Origin of the sequence: Microbispora bryophytorum (assembly GCF_006874465.1) — a bacterium.
Lineage (GTDB): Bacteria > Actinomycetota > Actinomycetes > Streptosporangiales > Streptosporangiaceae > Microbispora > Microbispora bryophytorum.
On record NZ_VIRL01000002.1, the window covers coordinates 208,980 to 226,096 of the forward strand.

Below are 17,117 nucleotides of genomic sequence, written 5' to 3' on the forward strand. Positions count from 1 at the left end.
AGTGTCAGCTGCTTGTGTTGGTCCTCCATTCGGTGGCAAGGATGCTGAATATCGCGGAGTCTCGCCAGCCGTCACGCAGCTCCATGGTGTGGCGGAGGTGGCCTTCATGCGTCATCCCGAGTTTGTTCAGGACGGCTGCGGAGGCGGCGTTTCGGGGGTCGCAGGTGGCGTAGATGCGGTGCATTCCGTGTTGGTGGAAACCGATGTGCAGCAGTTGCCGACCGATGGCGGTGCCCAGGCCATGGCCCCAGAGACGGGGGTGGGTGACGTACTGGATCTCTCCTTGGGCGTGCGTGAGGCTGCGGATGTGGAACTCGCCCATTCCTATGACCTCGTTGTCCAGGAGAGCTGCGTAGGGGAAGCGTGTCTGTGGTTCTTCATGCCATGCGGCTGCGGCTTCCGCCACGAAGGCGCGCGTTTGCGCGAGGGAGTTGGGTCCCCATGCCTGGTACCGGCAGACCTCGGGGAGGCTGGCCCAGGAGTGGACGGCTTCGACGTCGGTGGGTTGGAGCTGTCGGAGTCGGGCTTCGGGACGGGTCATGATCCGAATCATGACGGGTGAAGCAATGGATGAGGTTTCACGGTTTCTGGTGTCGGCTGCTCGGGCCGACCGGCGAGCGGGCGCGGGGCCGCGAGGCGGCGCGGAGCGCCGCCCGTCACTTCTGCCATGCCATTTCGCAGACGGACGAATGCAGCGTTGTCCTGTCCCGGGACGTGCTTGACACATCAGTCCCAGGACATGTTCGACAGGTGCCGTTGTCGGCCGATCTCCGCGTCACGGTTACGTCTTGCGGTTGGCGGCCGCGATCGAGGCGCGGAGTTTGGTGAGGAGCCGTTCGAGGGTCTGGACTTCGGTGGCGGCCCAGCCATCGGTGAACAGCATCCAGCGTTGCAGGCCCATGCGTTCCAGGGTCGCGAGTTCGGCGCGGCCTTTCTCGGTGATGGTGATGGTGTTCGCCCGGCGGTCGTCCGGGTCGGTGAGGACCTGAACCTTGCCCTCTTCGGTGAGGGCTTGGACCTGGCGGGTGGCCGATGACTGGTGGACACCGAGTTCTTTGGCCAGGTCGGAGGTGCGGACGGACTGTGTGGTGGCGATGAGTTGCAGCATGCGCAGCAGGCCTGCATTGGGTCGTCGCCTGCGGGTGCGTTCGATGCCGTCGCTGATCAGGAGGAGGGCGTCCACCATGCGTTGAACGTCCTGTTCGTCGGGTTTCTCGTGGTCGTGCACGAGTTCACCCTAAGTTGATTGCATGCTGCATGCAATTAAACTAGTGTCACGGCCATGACAAAGAACGCATTGATCAAGCGGCTCGCCTACGCCATCGCGGGCCTCGGCGTCGGCATGTTCCTGCTCACGATGGCCGTCGCGGCCTTGGGTCAGGAACCGGCGAACAACGTGTGGACCAAGGCCGGCGGCATCCTCGCGGGGTCGGTGATCTGTCTGATCCTGACCAAGCGCGTCCTCGCGGGGTCGAAGGGCACCTATGACCGGCTCCGGATCATCTCCCTCGTCGCCTGCGCCCTGGTCGCGGTCAACGTCGCCCTCCCCGGTGTCATCCCGGTCTGGTTCCGCGCCGAACAGGTCGTCCACGGCCTCCTTCTCGCGACCCTCGCCTGGGCCCTGTGGTCGCCCGAGATGCGGGAGTCCTTCCGCGTCGCCGCACGCCGAACCTGATCCCTCGGGCCGCCACCCCGCCCGTCGGCCGAGCGGATCACCGTGCAGCGGGTAGCCGGCACAGCGGCGTCATCACGGTGGCCAAGCAGAAGGCCGCCCTCGGCCCATCCACGCCCGCGCGATCGTCACCGTGGACGTCAGCGACACCACACTGACCATCGAACTGCCCGACGACACCCGTTCGTGTTCTGCGCCATCCGGCGTATATCCGTGAGCGGCGACAAGCGGCGGCTCTCGGTGGCCTGCGGGTGCATGCCCGGTAATCATGATCCATGGAGGAACCGCAGCTCAGGCAGGGTTTCCCTGATCAAACGTGGTAGGGCGGGTGGGACTTGAACCCACGACCCACGAATTATGAGTGGACTATCTCTTACCTCGCCCTCGCCGTCGCCGACCTGCGAGTACATAAGGCTGCCCGCTGGTCGAGGGGGTGATCATCCCGTGCATACCCCGTGGTGAGTTCTGGGCAGCTCTTCAGTTGACAAGGCCAGCAATGACCCAGGAGCGGTCAGAGCTGTTCATCCTGCTGTTCGTCAGGGCTTCAGCCATCCAGAGTCCGTCCGACTCAGGTCGTGATCGTCCGCCCGGGTGGTGGCTCCGGAGATGTCCCGAATGTCCTACTCGTGCGCGGGCATGATTGGTCTCGTAATGACCGCGCTGTTCGCTACGCTCTGCCCAGGCGCTTCAAGACCCAAGGCGGGTGAGGTATTTGTCGCCTCGTTTACCTTCACAACGGCCTAGACAGGGCCGGGCTGAATGGTGGACAGCCACGCCCCCCGCTCTGCGGGGCGCGGCGCTTCTGCTGGTTGGCATCGGTGCCATGATTCTCGTGATCGGCCTTATGGGGGACTCCATCGGGGTTTGGGAAAGCAGCCCTTTCCTCACAAACCTGCTGTCCTCGCTCACAGGTTTTTGCTTTGCCGTACCCGTGGCGATCATAGTCTTGCATCGCGTGTCCACCTATCAGATGGATCATCAGCAGTGGCGTACTCTTTCGGGTCTGGCTTCGGACCTTTCCCATCGTATGTCAGCGCTGGCAATGGGGTTGCGCGTTAACAGCACGCTTTCGGATCACGAGGCTGCATCTGACGCCTTCTGGGCAGCCCACAGCGAGACGGTTGTCGCCATCAAGGACTGGCTCGACGCTCTGAACGTATCTGACCAGCGGCTTACTTCGGGGCTGGAGCAGGTAATCACGCAGGGCGACCGCTGTATCAGAGCATGGAACGCGTGCTGGAAGAGTCCCCTGGACGTCGGCGGCTCCTTAGTTGAAATCCGAATGCGCTGGAATACGTTGATTGGCGACGTCGAACCTCGCCTGCGTGAAATCGGCCGGCCCCTATTCCCCACTCCAGAGCTCCACCTGCAGATGGAGGAGGCTCTTGAGTGGGTCGGCGCAGGCTCACCCTCTGGGCTCTTCGATAGTTCCGTCAGCCCGCTGACATGGATCGACGAGGCTCGATCGGTGCTCGCGCGGATCCGAGAGAAGCGTTCTTCTCCCTTCTCCTCCTCTGGTCCGCTCGTGGAGGGCATCCGCCAGCTTGAACAGGCCCTCTCCTCAAGCGCCGAGGAGCACGACAGGTATGAGTACCTCGCGGAAGTAACATCACGCCTTCGGTCAGTGGTTGACGCTGCGGTCACTGACCCTCAGCGGCTATCGTCGTAAGCGTGGCTTCCAAATCGAACTTGCTGGACAAGAAAGAGATCTGTACCTTACTCAACATCTCACGTCCACACCTCTGGCGTCTCCGCAAAGAGCCCGGGTTTCCTGAACCAGTCGAGCGAAGTGGTGCTCGTGAGTACTGGAGCCAAGTAGCGATCTTGAGATGGGCGGCGATGGTTGGACGACATCTCGCCGCTCGTGTGCCCTTTCTCTACTGGCCTGTGCCAGTCAACCCAGCACCATACGGCGGCGCGCGAGTGATTGACGGATATACGGTCCTGTCGTGGGACGCCGAATTCGGGCGACTGAGCTTTGTCTATCCCCCATTGATGGGCGGGTGGGTATCGCTGAACGAGCTCGCTGCTGATGTAGTATCAGATGCGGCTGCCATCGTGGTCCTGAGGCCCGACTGGCGGGTTTCCAAAGGGCCCAACCTGGACGCCTTGGACTTGGCAGAACCTTATGGCCCGTACCGAGTACTGTGGGAGGATCTCGCCCGTGTCCTCGGCATGCCAGTGCCGTACTGGCCTATCAATATGCGGAACCCACAGGAGATGCTCCGCTGGCGCCCAGGTATAGAAACCGTTTGTGCTCAAGCGCAGCATGAGCTTAACGCAGGCCCCCTCTTCCAGCTCGCAGCGGCCTACTCCGATGATCACCCAACATCCCGAACGCTACGAGAGCTCGCACACATTATTGTTCATCGCGCCTTTGTTGAAGCTGACCGCAACCTCGAGTATTGGAGCGACTACGAGAGGCCTGTGGCGAGAGACGTCGTGTTTGCAGCGAAGCCCCTCCCGATGCCCGATCCCCACGAGAATCCTCTCCCACAGGACGTCCGTGAATCGGGCTGGGCCGAAGTCTTTCAACGCGAGGATACGCTGGCAGAGCAGTGCGTCTCTGCCGCACTTCAGTGGAATGGTGGGAAACACTTTCCCTTCTCAGGTGTTGTTCATCTTGAGCCAGAAGATGAGGGCTCGGCTGTCAGGGTGGAGTGGACCTCTAGGCTCGTCGATGCACCCCGCGATGCCCGCTACCGGGTCCTCAGCTCTCGACTGGAAGGGCGCGCGCTTCAAGATCCTTGGACTGGCCTGCCAGTAATTGGGCTAGCCGATAAGGCGATGATCGCAGCCGTTCCAAAACATCTACCTACCGTATCCCCATTGCACTCTATAGTCCTCGACGGGAGCGTGTGGATCAGGACGGAAGACGGCCAACTTTTCCTCGCTCCTGCCCAATGGGACGGCGGCAACACATGGGGCTACTCCGGAACTGGCCCAACGATCCTGGCGCATCTACTAGATCAACTCTTGGGCGACATCAGTGCCCCCGCCCCATCGACCGAGGTTCTGGGCAGCTCTAGTGCCACTGGCCTTGAAGCCCTCACTGAGACGGACTTTCCTCATGGCACAGTGATAACGCGTCAGCAACTTGAGGAGGCGCGCAATGCCCGTAGTAGGGCGGGTGGGACTTGAACCCACCGCCTACGAATTGTAAGTGGACTTGATCTTAGCGGGGGAGCGGCGCGCTGAGCTACGCCTCGGCGGAAATCGGCCATGCTGCCTGAAGGGTGTCTGGTGTATGTGCCGGATTTTGAAGGGCGCGTCCGCGCACGCCCTCGGCTGCCTGACCCCCCGGCCCTGGCCCGCTCGGCTTGTCCCGGTCGATGGCGACGGGGTGATCAGGCTCCACCTCAGCCCCTTACGGTCTTCGAAACTGTGAGGGTGATCATCCTGGAGTCGGAGCGCCCCCGCCGGAGGCTGTAGTAACGGTCGCGAATCTAATCTCGCGCTCTCTGGGATTGATCTTGGGTTTGAGGTGGAATGCCGGGGTGAGACTCACCGGCTTGGCGGGAAAGTTTCGTCAGCGGCGTCGAATGCTGCTGGCTTTCGGCAAATCCGCTCGACCGGGTGAAACTGCGCCGCCCCAAGACGAGCGGCGAGGTAGATCGGCGATCCGTCGTCAACCCGGCCCAGGCGCGGGAGCTCCTCGTCGCGCTCACCTACTGCGGCCGGACGCGCGGGCCGATGCTGGCCGCGATGTTCGCCTGCATGTACTTCAGCGGCCTGCGCCCCGCCGAGGCGGCCGGGCTACGTGAGAAGGACTGCCATCTGCCCTCGTCCGGCTGGGGCCTGCTGACGCTGGAGAAGACTCGGCCGCAGAGCGGTAAGCGGTTCACCGACTCGGGGGAGGGATTCGACGAACGGGGCCTTAAGCATCGCGCAGAGGGCACCACGCGTATCGTCCCCATTCCGCCGGAACTGGTCACGATCCTGCGCACGCACCTGGAAACCTACGGCACAGCCAAAGATGGCCGGCTCTTTCGCACGCGGACGGGCGGCGTCATCTCGGCCTCGGCCTACGCGAAGATCTGGAAGGAGGCTCGGACGTACGCGCTGACGCCCGAGCAGGTCGCCTCGCCCCTCGCGGCCCGGCCGTACGACCTGCGCCACGCGGCCGTGTCCCTCTGGCTCAATGCAGGGGTTCACGCCCCGGAAGCGGCGGAGCGCGCCGGTCACGGCATTGACGTCATGCTTCGGGTGTACGCCAAGTGCATCGACGGACAGTGTGAGATCGCCAATCAGCGGATAGAGGTAGCCCTCGTCTCGTGAGTTCTTACAGCCTTGTCTCGTCTCGGGGTCTCGGGTCACTCCAGGACCCGTAGGCGTTTCAGGGGCAGGTCCATCTCCCTCAGCACTTTCCACTTAATTCGCCAGGTCTTGCTAGGCTAGGCACCTCCGTGGCTGCCTCGGCCGCCCGATCACCCCTATGCCTCCGACTCCTGTAAAACTGCAGCCCGCTGGCGGCTGAAGGCGCGTACGAGCCTCCTGCTGGGACCTTAGATTTCGATTTAGTTTGTAGCCATCCGCCCTGACTATACCCCTGTGGCCGGTGAATTTCGTTGCTAGTGAGAGGGGTCCCGAGATGAACGCGGCCGACGGCTCCGGCAAGCCTGTAATTTTCATCAGCCACACAGAGGTCGACAAAGCGATTGCTGACGCTGTGAATGAGGCGATCGATACGCTATTAGGAGCAGGCGCCGTTTCAGTTGTCTACTCGACCAGTCGCGAACTCGGTGGCGGCGTCAAGTTCGGGGAGAACTGGTTTCAGTGGATCGCTCAGCAGGTCAGGAACGCGACCGTGACCCTTGTGCTCTTAACGCCAGCCTCGGTGCAGAAGCCATGGGTTCTATGGGAGGCAGGCGCGGTTTACGGGGCAGCCCTGGCCGAACCTCAGGCTCGGCTGCGAACGGTACGCCCCATTGCGTTCCAAATTGGTATGAACGATGTCCCCTCTCCGCTAGCGAGCAGTCACGCCCATATCGCACGAGGTGATGATTCCTCCGACGTCAGGCTCCTACTCAATGAATTCATCGAGCAGTTCAGCAGCGACCCGGCCTCAACCATCAGGGCTGCCCAGAACGTCGAGCGAGTCGTGACCCGTTGGCTTGACGCTGTTGCTGAGGCATTGCGCACCGCTCCCTTGACTCCGGCCGAGCCGATCGTGAACGAATGGTGTGAGAGGTTGGACGCTCTAGCTACAGGTGACCGGGCGTCGGAGGTCCGTCAGGTCCACGAATGGCTGCTGGTGGCATTCGGCCAAAAAGGAGGCGGTGATGAACGTCCTATTGATATACGCCTGCACCGCAGGCTCGCCCAACTCTACATGGCTACAAAGCGCTATCGGGAAGCGGCCGAGCAGTTCGAAATGGCTCGTAGGTTGTCCCCTCGCGACCTGTTCATCCTGCGTTCCCTGGGGCAAGCTTACGTGGCCGGCCGTAACTACAAGGATGCCAACGCCATTATCCGAAGTATCGAGGAGCTAGCTCCGAGCGCGTTTGTGGACAATGTGGAATGTGCGGCGTTGAAAGGTCGATGGTTCAGGGATCAGGGGCGCATTCTGGAGGCCGAGGGGATTTATGCGGCTGCGTTCGCAGTAAATCCGGAATCATATTACCTTGCGGATCTGCTTGGTATGTCTCAGCTGCAGTTGGGCCGAATACAGGAAGCTGCAGATGTCTACCGTCAAGTTATTGTAATAATCGATCGGCTTGCCGAGCGAAACATGTGGGTAAACGCCACGGCGGCTACCGCCTCGATCGTAAGTGGTGACCTAGCCGGGGCTGAAAAGTGCTTGCGGGCGGTCAAGTTTTACAATCCGACAGGGGCCGAGATTCAAAGCATCATGCAAGGCCTGCAGCGGCTGCAGCAACCCCTCCAGATCACTCCTCAACAGATGGCTGCGTGGGGCGCCATCCTCCGGGATGGGAATCCCCAATTGATAGAATTAGCCCCGTCCGAGTAGGATCGCTAGAGTGAGGCGCATCTCAGATGAAGGGCCAGGGAACTGATGGCTAAGCGCGTGTTCGTCAGCTTTGACTACGACTTCGACAAGACGCTCAAGGATTTTCTGATTGGGCAGGCGAGAAACTCTGGTTCACCTTTCGAGGTGCACGATTGGTCGATCAAGGAGCCTTCGTCGGACTGGAGAGCGAAGGCCCGCCAGCGTATCCGGGCTTGCGACGTAGTAGTGGTCATTTGTGGCGAACACACCCACACCGCCGAAGGCGTCGCCATTGAACTCAAGATCGCGCAGGAGGAGGCGATCGAGTACTTCTTGCTCATGGGATACACGAACAAGGCCTGCTTCAAGCCGACGACGGCAAAGATGAGCGACAAGATGTACAAATGGACCTGGGAGAATCTGAAGCTGCTGATCGGCGGTGCCCGGTGAGCCGAGCTCCCGAGCCCATCCCCTCTCCGGAAGTCATCGACCTCTACAAGATGGCCGTGGAGATGGCCGACCGCGTATCTGCCCGCAGGGGCACCTCAAATTCATTTTTCCTGTCCGTGCAGACCGCTTTTGTTGCAGTGCTGGGACTGGCTAACCCCGCCGTCACCAAGTCTCTGTGGGCGTCAACGGCTGTCACTCTCGCTGGTATCGGCCTGTCTGCCACCTGGTGGCTCCAGCTAAAGAGTTACCGCGATCTCAATCGGGCCAAGTTCGAGGTTATTAATAAGATCGAGCAGCAGCTTCCGGTACGGATTTTTTCGGATGAATGGGCTGCCCTTAAGCGGGACCCAGTGCGGTCCTGGCGTGCTCGGTACGCTGAACTGGGTTTGAGTGAACGCGGGGTCCCGTTTGTATTCATGGCGTTGCACATCCTGCTCTTCCTGGGAAGGCTTCTCGGATGACCTATCTGGACGAGATCGCTCGCCGCATCAGGGATAACCTTCCTGCCGAAGCTCGACCGCCTGCCGGTGCCAACTTGCTTTTCCTTCTTTACGCTGTCCTCGTCAAAGTCAAGGGGCAAGCAACGACCTTGGAGGACGTTCATGACGCCTGGGCGGCCTGGATGCAGACGGTGAATCCTGTGCACGCTGCTCTCGTCCCTTTCAGTGAACTAGCGCCGATGGTGCAGGACGAGGATCTTCCTTACCTTCGTGCGATCCACCGGACTGCCGCCCAGTTGAACAACCCCACCTCCCGATCCGCTGGATCAACTGATACATGATCTAAGAGATACGCCCTTCGCAGGCTCACCGCGGGGTGGTCTACCCGCAGGAGGCGGCGGATCGGGCCGGTCACGGCATTGACGTCATGCTTCGGGTCTACGCCAAGTGCATCGACGGACAGCGTGAGATCGCCAATCAGCGGATAGAGGCCGCCCTCGTCTCGTGAACGCCTACAGCCTCTCGCAGGGTCTCGGGTCACTCCGGGACCCTTCGGCGTTCCCAACGACGGGTCCCATCCCGCAGAGGCACCGGAAACCGCGACGCGAACTGGGGAAACGCGACCAAGGCCATCCGGCGTATATGCCGTGAGTGGCGACAGACGGCGGCTCTCGGTGGCCTGCGGGTGCACGCCCGGTAATCATGATCAATGGAGGAACCGCAGCTCAGGCAGGGTTTCCCTGATCAAACGTGGTAGGGCGGGTGGGACTTGAACCCACGACCCACGGATTATGAGTCCGATGCTCTGACCGGCTGAGCTACCGCCCCGCAATGGTGGAGTCTCTCACAACTTAGCGGGCGAGGGGATCTGTGCGCGGAGGTGAGCGGCGACCTTCGGCCCTGGGCGTAATCCCGGCCCAATCGCCCTGTCGTGATCGTCACGCACTGGGGCGTGGCTGCCACGAGAAGAGTTGTGGGGCTTATGTCCGGGTATGTGACTGTTGAGGCGACTCGCTCCACAAGACGGCTCTGCGAAACGTGGCTACGCAACGAATCGGGGGTGCCCTGTGGGGAGACGACTGACGGGCGTCTGCGTGCTTCTCCTGATGTCCCTTCCATCCTGTGGGCAGGGTGGGCGGCAGCCGGGAGCGGAACTCGGAGCGGTCGGCGACGCGCGGGAGGGCTTCACCGTCGGCCTGCTGCTCCCTGGCGAGGGACCCGACCGGCCTCTGTTCACGCGGGCCCTGACGTCCCTCTGCCCGCGCTGCCACGTCCAGTACGCCGACGCCGCGGGCGATCAGGCCAGGCAGGGGCGGCAGATCGGCCGGATGCTGGCCGACGGCGTGCGGGTGCTGGTGCTGGGTGCGGTGGATCCCGGGGCCGCCGCCCCTTGGGTGGCCAGGGCCAAACTGTCCGGGGCCAAGGTCGTCGCGTACGACCGGCTGGCGAACGGGCCGGTGGACGCCTACGTGGCGACGGACCCGGCGCGCGTCGGGCGGGAGCAGGCACTGGCCCTGCTCGGCGCCATGAAGGTCGCGGGGCCGGTGCTGCTCCTGAACGGCCCCGCCACGGATCCGTACGCCGCGACGGTGAAGCGAGGCCTGCACGCCGTGCTCGACGGCCGCGTGACGATCGGCTGGGAACGGGACCTGACGCGGCCCGACGAGGCGGCCCGTGAGGTGGCGGCGGCCGTCGCCGCACTCGGCGGGGCCTCGAAGGTGGGGGGCGTGTGCTGCGCGAGCGACGCGGTGGCGGAGGCCGTCGCGGCCGAGCTGGCGAGGGCCGGGATGGCCGGAGTGCCGCTGATCGGGCATGGCGGGCGGCCCGCGGCGCTGGGGCGGGTCAGGGCCGGCACGCAGACCGCCACGGTCCGCACCGATGTCGCGGCCGAGGCGTCGGCCGCCGCCAGGCTGGCGGTCGAGGTCGCGGGCGGCAGGACCGTGTACGGCACGGCCATCGTGTCCAACGGGACGACGGTTTCGATCCCGGCGGTGCTGGTTCCGCCCGCCGTGGTCACGAAGGGCACCCCTCCCGGGGCACCCGCCCCCGGGGCCGCACGCGGACAGGGCACAGGATCACACTGACGCGCCGGTTCACTCCTGTTCGTCGGAGGGGGAGGGGGCGTCGGACGGGCGCAGGCGCTCCCAGAGCAGGAACGCGCCGCCGACGACGAGCATCGCGATGCCCGCCCACAGGTTGATGCGGATGCCCTCCGCCTTCTGGATCTCCTGGGCGCCGTCGAACAGCCCGGTGACCGTGAGGATCAGTCCGTACGCCAGGAACAGACCACCGATCACGCGGCGGATGTCGAAGAGCCGTTGCGGGGCGGCCATGCAAACCTCCTACAGGAAGGGCAGGTAGAACGCGGCGGCGAGGACAACCGCGCCCGCGCCGAGGACAAGGGGGGAGCGATACCAGGCGGCGTCGCCTGCCAGCGCGTCGTCGGAGACGGACGCGTCGCTCAGGCCGTAGACGAGCCCGCGCAGCTCGCTGTCCGGCTTGGGGGTGGTGGCGAGCGTGACCACGACGGAGACGATCGCGTCGACCACGAAGGCGATGCCGGCGCCCCAGAAGCTCGCGTTCAGCTCGGTGCCGAAGTCGACCACGCCCGCCTTATAGAGGATGTACGAGGCGAAGGCGCACACGGTGCCGCTCAGCAGGCCCCAGAAACCCGCCCAGGCGGTCATCCGGCGCCAGAACAGGCCGATGATGAACGTCGCGAAAAGCGGGGCGTTGAAGAACGAGAACAGCGACTGCAGGTAGTTCATGATGTTGCCGAACCCGGCGGCGATGAACGCCGTGCCTATTCCGGCGAGGACGCCGACGACGGTGGCGATGCGGCCGAGCCGCACGTACCACTCGTCGGGGTGGTCGCCGTTGATGTGCGCCTTCCAGATGTCCTGGGTGAAGACCGTGTTGAACCCGCTGATGTTGGCGGCCATGCCGGCCATGAACGACGCGAGCAGGCCGGTCACCGCGACGCCGAGCACGCCGTTGGGCAGGAACTCGTTCATGAGCAGCGGGATCGCCTCGTTGTACGTCGGCCCGCCGTCCTTGCCGAGGTTGCCGAACAGCACGACCGCGATGAGACCGGGGATGACGGTGACGACCGGGATCACGAGCTTCGGGTAGGCCGCGACGATCGGGGTCAGCCGGGCGGCGGTGGTGTTGCGCGCCGACAGCGCGCGCTGCACCTCGGCGAAGTTCGTGGTCCAGTAGCCGAAGGACAGCACGAAGCCGAGGCCGAAGACCAGGCCGATCCAGTTGGCGTTGAGCGGGTTGTCGGTGCCGGCGGTGTGCGCCCAGGTGTGCAGCCCGCCCTCGCCGAGCACGCTCTGCTTGACCTTCTCGCCGAGGCCGGAGAAGCCGCCGACCCGGGTCAGGCCGATGATCACCACAGGCACGAGCCCGGCGACGATCACGAAGAACTGCATGACCTCGTTGTAGATCGCCGAGGACAGGCCACCGAGCGTGATGTACGCCAGCACGATCGCGGCCGACACGAGGACGGACAGCCACAGCGGCCAGCCGAGCATGGCGTCCATGATGAGCGCCAGCGCGTACAGGTTGATCCCGGCGATGAGGATCTGCGCCACGGCGAAGGTCCCGGCGTTGAGCAGCTGGGTCGCCCCGTTGAAGCGGCGGCGCATGAACTCCGGGACGCTGTGCACCTTGGACCGGTAGTAGAACGGCATCATCACGACGCCGAGGAACACCATGGCGGGGACCGCGCCGATCCAGTAGTAGTGCAGGGTCATCGCGCCGTACTGCGCGCCGTTCGCCGCCATACCGAGGACCTCGGTCGCGCCCAGGTTGGCGGACATGAAGGCCAGGCCGGTGATCCAGGCGGGAAGCGCGCGGCCCGAGAGGAAGAAGTCCAGACTCGTCCGTACGGCCCGTTTCGCGGCGAAGCCGATTCCCAGGACCACGAGGAAGTACAGGGCGAGGATCGCGTAGTCCAGAACGTTGACATCGAGCCGCAGATCCTGTGCGGCCAGCAATTGGGCATCAGGCACGCAATGCCAGCTACCCGCGCGTCTCCCCGTCTCACAAAGGCGGCCCCTGTATACCCAATCGTGACAAAAGTGCAGGTAAGCGCAGGTCAGGGTCGGCCATCGGCGTCACTCGGCGCCCGCCGTCACCTTCGCGCCGTGGTCCCGGGCGACGTCGGGGACCGACCGGAAGTGCCCGCGGGAGACCATCGCCGTCAGCCACACCCCGGCGAGCTGCGAGGTGATGATCGACAAGACGACCAGCGCGGTGAAGAACGCCTCGTTGATCACGCCCGCGCTGAACGTGGTCGACGCGAGCACGATGCCGGGGCCGCCCCTCGCGTTCATCGCCGTCGCGAGGTTCGTGGCCGAGCTGCGGTCCTCCCCGGCCAGCCGGGCGCCGACCCACACGCTGCCCCACTTGACCACACAGGCGACGGCGAAGAACCAGGCGAAGAACGCCAGGGGGAAGTTGTGGATCAGATCCAGCTTGAGACCGACGATCGCGAAGTACACCGGCACGAAGAAGGCCAGCGAGATGCCCTTGATGGTCTTGTGCGCCGCCGCCGTGCGCTCCGTCGGGAGCCGCCCGACGCTGAATCCGACCATCAGCGCCCCGAAGACGGGGTCGATCCCCAGCCCCACGCACAGCACGCAGAGCAGGAAGATGACGGCGATGAGGAACGCCACCGGGCTGCGCGTCTCGATGATGTTCAGCCGGCTGGCGGAAAGGCGGTCCAGGATCCGCGGGCCCAGCCACAGGAGGAATCCCAGGAAGACGAGCGAGGCCAGGATGTAGTACGCGATCGTGAGCGCCGCCGAGTCGACTCCGGTCAGCGCCCACAGCCCGTACGCCTCGCTCGCCCTGATCTGCGCCATCGCCAGGATCAGGGAGAGGATGACGTACAGCACGACGTCCTCGAGAACGGCCACGGAGAGCACGACCCGCGCGAAACGCGTCCGCATGATGCCGATGTCGAGCATGATCCGGGAGATGACCGGGATGCTCGTCACCGCGATGGCCGTCCCGAAGACCAGGCTCAGCGTGGCGGGGGAGCCCAGTGGGCCGGCGAGCGCGGTCATGTCCGCCGACCGGGCGATGAGCAGTCCCGAGGCGAACGGCACCGCCAGCCCGGCCACCGTGATCCAGATGACGGTCCGCCGCTCCGCCCCGGCCCTGGTGCCGCCCAGCTCGAAGCCGATGAGGTAGACGAGGAGGAACAGCCCGAGATGGTAGAACGCGCCCATCACGGACGTGGTCGGCCCCTCCGCCGGGAACACCCACTGCCCGGCCCCGGGGAGGAGATAGCCGAGCACGGTCGGCCCCAGGAGAAGGCCGCCCGCTATCTCGCCGATCACGGGCGGCTGGCGTAGGCGTCTGAAGAGCTCGGCGCCGGCGTGCGCCGCGAGGACGAGGATCGTCAGAGCCAGCAGGACGTGCATGACGTCAGCGGTCTTCAGTGTCACGGTCGGAGGCCTCTTTCGTGTCCGATGAATAGCCGTACCGAGGAGCCGTGCCGGAAAGAGGGGAGGACGGTCCGGCGTCAGCCGACGCCGGACCAGCGGCGGATCGGGTCGTGCGATCACCCGTGCCGATCACCCGTGCCAATCACCCGTGCGGCGTCACCGCTGCCGCCCGGCGGGATCGGCGGCGGAGCCGCCCGCGAGCCGGACGGTCAGGACGTGCGCGGGCGCCGGTCCGGCGTCGTCGGAGGCCTCGGCCTTCCGCAGGTACTCCTCCGCGGCCGAGGCGACCTGTTTCATCGTCCTGACCGACTCGACCGGATGGGCTCCCACCGCGGTCTCACCGGAGAGCATGACGCCGGCCGCGCCGGCGAGGACGGCGTTGGTGATGTCGAGGATCTCGGCCTTCGTCGGATACGGCCTTTCGATCATGCTGTCCAGCATCTCAGTCGCGACGATGACGGGCTTGTCGAACTCCGCCGACCGGGCCAGGATCTCCTTCTGCAGCAACCCGATCTGCTTGACGTCCGTCTCGATCGACAGGTCGCCGCGATCGATCATGATCGCGTCAGCGCTGTCGATGATCTCCTCCAGGTTGCGTACGGCTCGGGGAGTCTCGATCTTGGCGACGATGCCGGCGTGGCCGCCGGACAGCTCCTTCCTGACCAGCCCGACATGCCCGGCCGACTCGACGAAGCTGATCCCCACCAGGTCGACGCCGGTCTCGCGGGCGAAGGCGAGCATCTCACGGTCGCGTTCGCCGACCAGTTCGCCGCCGAGGTCCACGCCGGGGGCGTTGATGCCCTTCCTGCTGCGCAGCCGGCCCGCCACCTCGGCCCGGCAGTGCAGGTCGGGGCCCCTGACGTCGACGACGGTGAACCGCAACTTGCCGTCGTCGGCCAGCAGCGTGTCGCCCGCGGACACGTCCAGGTGCAGCCGGCGTGAGCTGATCGGCACCTTCCGGCCGCCGTCGTCACCGGTCTGCGTGGTGAGGATGATCGTGTCTCCGACGCCGAACACGGGCTCCGACGCGAGGTTCGCGGTGCGGATCTTCCGCCCGGGCACGTCGAGGAGGATCGGTGTCGCGGGGAGCACCCGACGGACCAGTGCGATCGTGTCCCGGTGCCAGTCCAGGGTGTTGTGCGAGGCGTTGAGCCGCACCAGGTTCATCCCGGCTCGGGCCAGGCGCGCGAGCGTTTCCGCGGACCTCGTCGCCGGCCCGATGGTGGCGATGACGCGGGTACGGCTCATGCGCTCTCCTCCTCGATGAACAACTGCCCGGCGCCGCGCACGGCGGCCACCACTTCCCGCCGCATGACGTGGCTGGGGGGCATGGTCTCGGACTGCAGCATCCGCCTCATCCAGGTCCCGCTGATCTCCGTCGTCGCGGCCGTGCCGCCGTGGCGGCAGGTCCGTTCCGTCACGATCCCGTCGCAGATCTCGCAGTGATACGGGCCGTGCAGCCGCATGATCCGGATGCCCAGCTCGCCGTCGAACCGCCTGGTCAGCTCGTGGGCGGCGTACTTGCCGTACCAGTCGCCCACGCCGGCGTGGTCGCGGCCGACGATGAAGTGCGTGCAGCCGTAGTTGCGCCGGATGACGGCGTGGAAGACCGCCTCCCGGGGACCGGCGTACCACATGGAGACCGTGATGGGCGACAGCAGGACGCGGTCCTTCGGATAGACGTGGTCGAGCAGGGCCCGATAACCCCGCAGCACCGCGTCGGGCGCGAAATCACCAGGCTTCTTGCGTCCCACGAGCGGCTGGACGAGGAGCCCGTCCACGTGCTCAAGGGCGACGCGTTGCAGATATTCGTGCGCACGGTGGGGCGGGTTGCGGGTCTGGAACCCGGCGACCGTCTCCCATCCGTTCTCGGCGAACACGCGCCGGCTCTCGGCGGGCGTCAGCTCCGCGAGGCCGTCCTCGGCCGGGGCGCGCTCGAAGTCGACGACCCGGCCGCCGATGAAGAAGCCCGGCAGGCCGAGGAAGGCTTTCACCCCGGCATGGTCCGGGCGGTCCGTTCCGAAGATCTCACGGGCGTCGGCCCGCAGATCCCGCCGGAAGACGTCGCTCACGGCCACCTCGGCCACACGCGCGCCCCGGTAGGTCAGCGTCACCCGCGCCGTCCCCTCCACCTGCCGTGCCAGGGCGGAGTCCACGTCCAGAGCGATCGGGAGCGGAAACAGCTCACCGTCCGGCAGCCGCATGGTCTCCACGACACTTTTCCACTCGCGCCGGTCCATGAATCCGGTCACCGGTGAAAAGGCGCCCAGTGCGAGTTTCTCCAAATCCAGATACTGACGTCGTCCGAGTGCGAGCGCGGTCATTCACATCCTCCCCGATGGTGCCGTTTCCGGCATGCTGAAAACGTGCCCCGCTCAGGGGCGGGCACGAATACGTCAATTGGTCGCGATCAGTGCGGCCATGAGTGCGAACGTGGCCGCGAACAGGCACCACAGCCCGATTCCCCGCTGCTTCGGCACGCGCAGTGAGGAGAGGTTCAGGACGACGAGCGCGATAATGGTGGCGTACACCGTGTATACGCCCAGCCATCGCGCCAGAAGCACGGCGCCGGCCACGGCGAGTGGGTTGTAATAGACGGGCAGCCCCCGGAAGTGGTCGCCGCCCGCGCTGTGGACGTTGAAGTAGCTGAGCCTGAGCACGCCCGCGACGGCGATCAGGATCGCCCCGGGCAGGAACACCGCCTGACGGCCGCCCATGACCAGCAGCAGCATCCCGGGAACGACGGCCGAGGTCACGATGTCGACGAGTGAGTCGAGTTGCACCCCGATCCGCCCGTGGTCGGGCGTGCGCCCCGGCGTCCTGCGGGCGATCTGACCGTCGAGGAGGTCGCAGGCGACCGCGGCCAGCAGCGCCACCGTCGCCCAGTGAATCCGCTCGTGAAGCAGCAGGTAGAGCGCGACGACGGCGAGGGACAGCCCGATGACGGTGCAGATGTTGGCCGGGTCGCGGATGTAGTACAGAATCGCCGGAGCAGCGTCGCTGTCCGTCGGCGAGGTCCCGCTCGCCGCCTGTTTCGGCGCGGTCACAGGACGACCGGCGTTTCCGGGCGCATGGCCGGTTCGCCCCGCGTTCCCGAGCCTGCGGCCTGTTCACGCCGCGATCCGATGTCGTTCGCCGCGCCCGTG

The 17,117-nt window shown here is 65.1% G+C and carries 17 protein-coding genes and 2 tRNA genes; 9 read left to right on the top strand and 10 right to left on the bottom strand.

Annotated features, from left to right (window positions below):
- Window positions 1–4: 4 nt before the first annotated feature.
- Window positions 5–541 carry a GNAT family N-acetyltransferase gene (locus FLX07_RS05235; protein WP_142568297.1) on the bottom strand — a complete coding sequence of 179 codons (537 nt, stop codon included), beginning with the start codon at window positions 539–541 and terminating at the stop codon, window positions 5–7.
- Between the two features lie 240 nt (window positions 542–781).
- A complete protein-coding gene (locus FLX07_RS05240; RefSeq protein ID WP_142568298.1) occupies window positions 782–1,228 on the bottom strand; it encodes a MarR family winged helix-turn-helix transcriptional regulator in 447 nt (148 codons plus the stop codon).
- Window positions 1,229–1,282: 54 nt separating this feature from the next.
- Here FLX07_RS05240 and FLX07_RS05245 point away from each other — a divergent pair, with 54 nt between their 5' ends.
- A complete protein-coding gene (locus FLX07_RS05245; RefSeq protein ID WP_142568299.1) occupies window positions 1,283–1,675 on the top strand; it encodes a hypothetical protein in 393 nt (130 codons plus the stop codon).
- 314 nt (window positions 1,676–1,989) lie between these two features.
- Here the strand turns inward: FLX07_RS05245 and FLX07_RS36310 are convergent.
- Window positions 1,990–2,057 (bottom strand) — tRNA-Leu (locus tag FLX07_RS36310).
- Between the two features lie 438 nt (window positions 2,058–2,495).
- Here FLX07_RS36310 and FLX07_RS05250 point away from each other — a divergent pair.
- From FLX07_RS05250 to FLX07_RS05280, 7 genes are all read left to right on the top strand, one after another.
- Window positions 2,496–3,341, top strand: a complete 846-nt coding sequence (locus FLX07_RS05250) for a hypothetical protein (protein WP_142568300.1) — start codon at window positions 2,496–2,498, stop codon at window positions 3,339–3,341.
- Window positions 3,342–3,343: 2 nt separating this feature from the next.
- On the top strand, window positions 3,344–4,813 hold the full coding sequence (locus tag FLX07_RS05255; protein WP_142568301.1) for a helix-turn-helix transcriptional regulator: 1,470 nt from the start codon (window positions 3,344–3,346) through the stop codon (window positions 4,811–4,813).
- A 435-nt stretch (window positions 4,814–5,248) separates the two neighbouring features.
- The gene (locus FLX07_RS05260; protein ID WP_142568302.1) at window positions 5,249–5,950 is read left to right on the top strand and encodes a tyrosine-type recombinase/integrase; all 702 of its coding nucleotides are present in this window, start codon (window positions 5,249–5,251) and stop codon (window positions 5,948–5,950) included.
- Window positions 5,951–6,263: 313 nt separating this feature from the next.
- Entirely contained in the window at window positions 6,264–7,643 is a 1,380-nt protein-coding gene (locus FLX07_RS05265; RefSeq protein WP_142568303.1) for a toll/interleukin-1 receptor domain-containing protein, read from the top strand.
- Between the two features lie 45 nt (window positions 7,644–7,688).
- Window positions 7,689–8,072, top strand: coding sequence for a TIR domain-containing protein (locus FLX07_RS05270; RefSeq protein WP_142568304.1), 384 nt, complete (start codon window positions 7,689–7,691; stop codon window positions 8,070–8,072).
- Window positions 8,027–8,533 carry a RipA family octameric membrane protein gene (locus FLX07_RS05275; protein WP_208762089.1) on the top strand — a complete coding sequence of 169 codons (507 nt, stop codon included), beginning with the start codon at window positions 8,027–8,029 and terminating at the stop codon, window positions 8,531–8,533. The genes FLX07_RS05270 and FLX07_RS05275 overlap by 46 nt, the downstream gene beginning before the upstream one ends.
- A complete protein-coding gene (locus tag FLX07_RS05280; protein ID WP_142568305.1) occupies window positions 8,530–8,853 on the top strand; it encodes a DUF7701 domain-containing protein in 324 nt (107 codons plus the stop codon). The genes FLX07_RS05275 and FLX07_RS05280 overlap by 4 nt, the downstream gene beginning before the upstream one ends.
- A gap of 410 nt (window positions 8,854–9,263) precedes the next feature.
- Here the strand turns inward: FLX07_RS05280 and FLX07_RS05290 are convergent.
- Window positions 9,264–9,340, bottom strand: a tRNA-Ile gene (locus FLX07_RS05290).
- A 278-nt stretch (window positions 9,341–9,618) separates the two neighbouring features.
- Between FLX07_RS05290 and FLX07_RS05295 the strand changes: the two genes are divergently transcribed.
- On the top strand, window positions 9,619–10,596 hold the full coding sequence (locus tag FLX07_RS05295) for a substrate-binding domain-containing protein (protein ID WP_142568306.1): 978 nt from the start codon (window positions 9,619–9,621) through the stop codon (window positions 10,594–10,596).
- A 9-nt stretch (window positions 10,597–10,605) separates the two neighbouring features.
- Here the strand turns inward: FLX07_RS05295 and FLX07_RS05300 are convergent, their stop codons facing one another.
- The 6 genes from FLX07_RS05300 to FLX07_RS05325 all read right to left on the bottom strand — a co-directional run bounded on the left by FLX07_RS05300 (window position 10,606) and on the right by FLX07_RS05325 (window position 17,018).
- Window positions 10,606–10,845 (bottom strand): hypothetical protein, encoded by a 240-nt coding sequence (locus FLX07_RS05300; protein WP_142568307.1) that lies wholly within the window; start codon window positions 10,843–10,845, stop codon window positions 10,606–10,608.
- A gap of 9 nt (window positions 10,846–10,854) precedes the next feature.
- Window positions 10,855–12,528 (bottom strand): sodium:solute symporter family protein, encoded by a 1,674-nt coding sequence (locus tag FLX07_RS05305; RefSeq protein ID WP_229689621.1) that lies wholly within the window; start codon window positions 12,526–12,528, stop codon window positions 10,855–10,857.
- Between the two features lie 105 nt (window positions 12,529–12,633).
- Window positions 12,634–13,971, bottom strand: coding sequence for a cation:proton antiporter (locus FLX07_RS05310; protein ID WP_142568308.1), 1,338 nt, complete (start codon window positions 13,969–13,971; stop codon window positions 12,634–12,636).
- A 156-nt stretch (window positions 13,972–14,127) separates the two neighbouring features.
- Entirely contained in the window at window positions 14,128–15,219 is a 1,092-nt protein-coding gene (gene pyk / locus FLX07_RS05315; RefSeq protein WP_142568309.1) for a pyruvate kinase, read from the bottom strand.
- Window positions 15,216–16,295, bottom strand: coding sequence for a sulfate adenylyltransferase (gene sat / locus FLX07_RS05320; RefSeq protein ID WP_142568310.1), 1,080 nt, complete (start codon window positions 16,293–16,295; stop codon window positions 15,216–15,218). The genes pyk and sat overlap by 4 nt, the downstream gene beginning before the upstream one ends.
- A 72-nt stretch (window positions 16,296–16,367) precedes the next feature.
- Window positions 16,368–17,018, bottom strand: coding sequence for a CDP-alcohol phosphatidyltransferase family protein (locus FLX07_RS05325; protein ID WP_142568311.1), 651 nt, complete (start codon window positions 17,016–17,018; stop codon window positions 16,368–16,370).
- Between the last annotated feature and the right edge of the window lie 99 nt (window positions 17,019–17,117).

Bases quoted from the DNA above. Each gene is read 5' to 3' on its own strand.
- FLX07_RS05300 (WP_142568307.1), bottom strand. From the start codon at position 10,845: ATGGCCGCCCCGCAACGGCTCTTCGACATCCGCCGCGTGATCGGTGGT.
- FLX07_RS05270 (WP_142568304.1), top strand. From the start codon at position 7,689: ATGGCTAAGCGCGTGTTCGTCAGCTTTGACTACGACTTCGACAAGACG.
- pyk (WP_142568309.1), bottom strand. From the start codon at position 15,219: ATGAGCCGTACCCGCGTCATCGCCACCATCGGGCCGGCGACGAGGTCC.
- sat (WP_142568310.1), bottom strand. From the start codon at position 16,295: ATGACCGCGCTCGCACTCGGACGACGTCAGTATCTGGATTTGGAGAAA.
- FLX07_RS05280 (WP_142568305.1), top strand. From the start codon at position 8,530: ATGACCTATCTGGACGAGATCGCTCGCCGCATCAGGGATAACCTTCCT.
- FLX07_RS05295 (WP_142568306.1), top strand. From the start codon at position 9,619: ATGTCCCTTCCATCCTGTGGGCAGGGTGGGCGGCAGCCGGGAGCGGAA.
- FLX07_RS05250 (WP_142568300.1), top strand. From the start codon at position 2,496: ATGATTCTCGTGATCGGCCTTATGGGGGACTCCATCGGGGTTTGGGAA.
- FLX07_RS05235 (WP_142568297.1), bottom strand. From the start codon at position 541: ATGACCCGTCCCGAAGCCCGACTCCGACAGCTCCAACCCACCGACGTC.
- FLX07_RS05245 (WP_142568299.1), top strand. From the start codon at position 1,283: ATGACAAAGAACGCATTGATCAAGCGGCTCGCCTACGCCATCGCGGGC.
- FLX07_RS05265 (WP_142568303.1), top strand. From the start codon at position 6,264: ATGAACGCGGCCGACGGCTCCGGCAAGCCTGTAATTTTCATCAGCCAC.
- FLX07_RS05275 (WP_208762089.1), top strand. From the start codon at position 8,027: ATGGACCTGGGAGAATCTGAAGCTGCTGATCGGCGGTGCCCGGTGAGC.